The following is a 1,001-nucleotide window of genomic DNA, read 5'->3' on the forward strand; positions in this document are numbered from 1 at the left end:
ATCGCCTGTATTGCTGGGCGTTGCGCTGGCCATCAAACTCACCAGTCGCGGGCCGGTGTTCTTCCGCCAGGAGCGCACGGGCTGGACGGGCGAGTCGTTCCGTATCTGGAAGTTCAGAAGCATGCACGTTCACCAGCCGGACAATGGCGTGGTTAAACAGGCGCAGAAGAATGACCCGCGGCTGACTAAAATTGGCGCCTTCATCCGCCGTACCAGCCTTGATGAACTGCCACAGTTGTTCAACGTGCTGACCGGGGAAATGTCGCTGGTTGGGCCACGGCCACATGCGTTGCAACATGACACGTTGTATTCCCAGGACATCGTCGATTACTTTGCCCGCCACAACATCAAGCCGGGCATGACCGGCCTGGCGCAAGTGCGCGGTTTCAGGGGGGAGACCAAGGACATTGAGCAGATGATCCAGCGGGTGGACTCGGACATCGAGTACATCAACAACTGGTCGCTGTGGCTGGATTTTGTGATTCTGGTACGCACGTTGAATGCGTTTACCGGTAAGCAGGCATATTAATTAAAGTGCAATCCCGGCAGCAGTGTTGTGGGCGCGGGCTTGTCCCGCGAAGAGGCCGGTGCAGGTTTACTGCTGGCCAATGGACTGCAAATACTCCGACCGGTCATCACTGCGCTGGGCCACGCAGGTATCCCAGGCCGCCTGGAATGCCTTGCTCCCCGCCTTTTCGGCATAAGTCTCGACCTTGCAATCAGCATCGCGCAGTTGCATCCACAGCTTCTCTGCCGCGTCCATGCGCCCGATCAGGGCAGTGGCCTGGTCGCCTTCGTCGGCATATTGATCGCGAATGCGCTGGATCAAGTCATCGTAAGCCGACTTCAGCTCCCGCTCTGCCGTCTGCTTGTTGAACGCCGCGCAGGCGTAGGTCTGCTGGTCGGTCTCGACGTTGTCGCACGGGGTGCTTTCTTCCTCCCCGGCGTGGGCGCCCGATACGACGGCCAGCAATACCAGCCATGCCAATGATTTCATCCCT

2 protein-coding genes are annotated in these 1,001 nt (G+C 58.9%); one reads left to right on the plus strand and one right to left on the minus strand.

From position 1 onward, the window contains the following. Positions 1-529, plus strand: a 529-nt coding sequence (locus DB891_RS17460; protein ID WP_116764843.1) for an exopolysaccharide biosynthesis polyprenyl glycosylphosphotransferase, incomplete at its 5' end; no start/stop codon positions are given. 66 nt (positions 530-595) lie between these two features. Here DB891_RS17460 and DB891_RS17465 read toward each other — a convergent pair. Beyond that, a partial coding sequence (locus tag DB891_RS17465) for a lysozyme inhibitor LprI family protein (protein WP_223256142.1) occupies positions 596-1,001 on the minus strand: 406 nt, incomplete at its 5' end.

It is taken from the genome of Flavobacterium laiguense (genome assembly GCF_003097655.1).
GTDB lineage: Bacteria > Bacteroidota > Bacteroidia > Flavobacteriales > Flavobacteriaceae > Flavobacterium > Flavobacterium laiguense.